The sequence below is a fragment of the Protofrankia sp. Cas3 genome, from assembly GCF_963555955.1.
Lineage (GTDB): Bacteria > Actinomycetota > Actinomycetes > Frankiales > Frankiaceae > Protofrankia.
In genome coordinates this window covers 1-3,513 of sequence record NZ_CAUVXP010000287.1, presented here as the reverse complement: position 1 = coordinate 3,513, position 3,513 = coordinate 1, and the positions used below count along the sequence as shown (strand labels likewise).

Sequence of the window (3,513 nt, the reverse complement as noted above, 5' to 3'; positions counted from 1 at the left end):
GCTCCAGTCCGCATAGACGGAGAACTTCGTCGACCTCGCTGAGTTTCGCGGACGACAGGGTTCCGGCCTGCTCGATCAGATCTGCCCGGGTCAGGGTGACCAGCCACGTGCACGGAATCAGGCCTGGGCGTGGGAGCGCGGCTCGCAGGACACCGCCCATCGGCAGCCCTTCGGTGGCACCTACCGCCACCTCGAGGGCCATGCCGTCGATCTCCACGTTCGCCGGAGCGACGACTCTCATGGCCCGAATCCCACTGGCCTCTTCTCCTGAGAGCAGAACAACCGGCAACCGCTCATCGAAGTCCACCCACCAGACTTCGCCACGTTCCATGTGTCCTCCAGACACGGGACGGCGGGGGCACTCCGCACGCCCTGACCGAACATCACGTTCATCGGCCCCGGCCCTGTGGGCTGAGACCCTCTACGGAACCGAAGATACCGAGGCGGGATCGTCCACACCCACCTGTTGCGCCCAGGCGGGTGCCTACCCCCGATAGAGATTGATCTTGTCCTCGCCGATCCTGGTGCGAAACTCGGGGTTGTCTATCCCGAGGTTTTCGGACGGCGCCGCGCACAAGACGGCTACCTTGCCGACGTGCTGGTTGGTCTGCACGGCCAGGGTCGCCTCGGCAGTGTCCTCCAGGGGGTAGACCTTCGACAGTGTCGGATGGATCATTCCAAGGTTGATCAATCGGTTGGTCTCGACCGCCTCGTGATAGTTGTAGCCATTAGAACCGATGATCTGCTTGAGTCGCATCCACAAAAACCGGTTGTCGTACTCGTGCCGGTAGCCCGTCGAGGAGCCGCAGGTCACGATCTTTCCGCCCCGTTTGGCTACGTACACCGAAGAGCCGAACGTCTCGGCGCCCAGGTATTCGAAAACGATCTGCGGGTCCTCGCCGACCAGGGAGCGGATGGCCTCGCCAAGGATCCGCCCTCCCTTCAGGGTGCGGAAGCCGTCGCTGCCCAGGTCCAGTTCGGATCGATTGATGACGTGCTCGCATCCCTGCGCGCGGACCAACTCGGCCTTCGCCTGGGATCCGACCACCGCAACGGGGATGCCGCCGCCGTTCTTGACCATCTGGACGGCGTACGAGCCGAGGCCGCCGGTTCCGCCCCAGACCAGAACAACGTCTCCCTGCTTCATTCGCGCACCGTGATTGCCGATCAGCATCCGGTAGGCGGTGGAGGCGCACAGGGTGTTGGCGGCCGCCTCCTCTCAGGAGAGGCGGGCCGGCTTCTTGATGAGCTGGTTGGTCTTCACCAGGCAGAATTCCCCGAGCGAGCCGAAGTTCGTCTCGAAGCCCCAGGCGAGCTGGGTCTCCGTCATCATGCCGTCGTCGTAGGATGCGTGATCCTTTTCGTCCACGTACACGGGAGAGATGACGACCTTGTCGCCGACCTTCCAGTTCTTCACGCCGACGCCGACGCGAACAACGACACCGGAACCATCGGAGCCCACCTGGTGGTACGGAAGGGCATGCCGCCCGCCATACCATCCCTGCCGGCCGAACTTCTCCAGGAAGCTGAACGTGGGCACCGGTTTGAAGATCGCGGACCAGACCGTGTTGAAGTTGATCGCGGCGGACATGACCGCGACGATGCATTCGTTGGGGGCCAGTTCCGGCATGGCTATCTCGCCGACGTGCAGCGACTTGCGTACGTCCTTGTCGGTCTCGCCCTCGAAGATGTCGACTTCTTTCTTGAGCAGGTGGGCGGCCTTGTAGCTGGACGGCAGGTCGATGGAGAGCAGGTCTTCGGGTTCAGCGCCGGCGACGACGGCTTGGAGCAGGTCAGACATGGAAAGGTCCTCTCGATTGTGATCGTGTCGATTCAGTGAGCGGGGCCGACGGCATGGTTGCCGGCGGAAGCCGGTCAGGCCGCGCGCGCAGCGTGTTCAGCCGAACTTCAACCGGAGGAACTCGTTGATCTTTTCCATGTGCCGGACGAGGTAGAAGTGGGCACCCTCGAAGACCCTCAGTTCGAATGTCCCGGTCGTGTACTGCGCCCACGCCTCGGCTTCCCCGGGGGTCACCTTGGGGTCGTTGTCGCCGGTCATGGCGCCGATGGGCGAAGCCAGCAGGGGGCCGGGCCGGTAGCAGTACGTCTCCAGGGCCTTGTAGTCGCTGCGGACCGCGGGCAGAGCCGACCGGAGCAGTTCGTCATCATCCGGAATCTCGAGCTCGTTGCCGGCAAGCAGCTTCATCGCCTTGATGAGCGCTTCGTCGTCGAGGAGGTGCAACCCTTCCCCCCGCTGGCCGGCGGGTGCCCGGCGGCCGGATACGAACAGCCCGCGCAGCTCTGCTCCCGCGTGTTCCAGTTTCCGGGCCACCTCGAAGGCGAGCGTGGCCCCCAGGCTGTGCCCGAACAGTCCCAGCGGGCGATCCGCCCATGGAAGCAGTTCGGCGGCGACCAGATCGGCCAAGACGTCCATGTCGTCAACACACGCCTCGCTGCGCCGGTCCTGCCGCCCGGGGTACTGGACGGCGAGCACGTCCATCGACGGTGCGAGCGCGCGCGAGGCGGGAAAGAAGAAGCTGGCCGAACTCCCGGCGTGGGGGAAGAAAACCAGGCGGTGCCTGGACTCGGGTGCCGGATGGAAACGCCGGATCCACGGACTGGACGGAGCTTTCGTGAGCATTCTCTGGCCTTTCTGCAAGAAGTCGTGGTGGTTCGTTCGCTCAGCCCCAGTAGGTGTTGACGACCTTTTCGAGCTCGTTCTCGTCCCGGCTGAGACGAAGGCGCTCGTGGCCGTCCTCAACGGACACGAAGAGGTTCTCGGTGAGCATGACCTGGCCGTTGTCGATGACCCGTCGGCGGCGCCGCGGGCGCGGCTCGCCCTGGAGCTCGGCGATCAGGGCGTCGCGCCAGCCGGCCCAGTCCGCGGTGGTACGCGTCAACGGCAGGAACCGGTAAATGTCGCGCCAGTCCTTGCCGAGGGTCTTGTAGTCGAGTACGTAGTATTCGCCCCGGCGGGTCAGCCGGAACTCGATTCCGTTCTGGACCAGGGTCTTTCCGGAGAACGGCAGCGGCTCCATTATGGAAATGCCCGCGTGCCCGGTGTCGGCGAGCCAGTCCTCGCCATCGATGGTGACGCGCATGACCATGTGCTCGATGTCAGGCCCCCACTCTCCCCCCGGGAAGAGGGTGCTTGCGGACAGCACCTGCACGTCGAAGCCCAACTCGACGAGCAGCCGGGAGAACAAGAAGTTCAGTTCGACGCAGATGCCGCCCCGGCCGCTGAGCACGATCGTCTCGAACTGCGCGTCGAGGTCGAAATCCGGGTTGTCCTTGTCGAGACAGTAACCACTGTCGTAAGGGATCCGTATCTGGTGCTTGCGGTGGATCTCCCGCAGGGTCGCCAGGCTTGCGTCGGGCGTTTCCGAGAAGCCGAGGTACTCCAGGTACTCGTTCTTGTCGAACATGCTTTGTCTCCTTGGGTGTTCGTCGTCGGCGAGTGGCGGACGGGGGTGAGTCGGTGACAGCTGTGCAGGGCGTGCCGGAATCGGCTTA

Annotated in this window: 3 protein-coding genes and 1 pseudogene; all 4 read right to left on the bottom strand. The window is 64.3% G+C overall.

Annotation, left to right across the window (positions count from 1 at the left end):
* Positions 1 to 331, bottom strand: a 331-nt coding sequence (locus U9983_RS27230; RefSeq protein WP_322756754.1) for a type II toxin-antitoxin system PemK/MazF family toxin, incomplete at its 3' end; no start/stop codon positions are given.
* A gap of 153 nt (positions 332 to 484) precedes the next feature.
* Positions 485 to 1,801, bottom strand: a pseudogene (ccrA, locus tag U9983_RS28220) (crotonyl-CoA carboxylase/reductase).
* Between the two features lie 96 nt (positions 1,802 to 1,897).
* On the bottom strand, positions 1,898 to 2,641 hold the full coding sequence (locus U9983_RS27215; protein WP_322756751.1) for a thioesterase II family protein: 744 nt from the start codon (positions 2,639 to 2,641) through the stop codon (positions 1,898 to 1,900).
* 40 nt (positions 2,642 to 2,681) lie between these two features.
* On the bottom strand, positions 2,682 to 3,425 hold the full coding sequence (locus U9983_RS27210) for an arylamine N-acetyltransferase family protein (protein ID WP_322756750.1): 744 nt from the start codon (positions 3,423 to 3,425) through the stop codon (positions 2,682 to 2,684).
* Positions 3,426 to 3,513: the final 88 nt, after the last annotated feature.

What these genes read in the sequence shown, in the direction of transcription:
- U9983_RS27210 (WP_322756750.1), bottom strand. Translation starts at nt 3,425, where the DNA reads ATGTTCGACAAGAACGAGTACCTGGAGTACCTCGGCTTCTCGGAAACG.
- U9983_RS27215 (WP_322756751.1), bottom strand. Translation starts at nt 2,641, where the DNA reads ATGCTCACGAAAGCTCCGTCCAGTCCGTGGATCCGGCGTTTCCATCCG.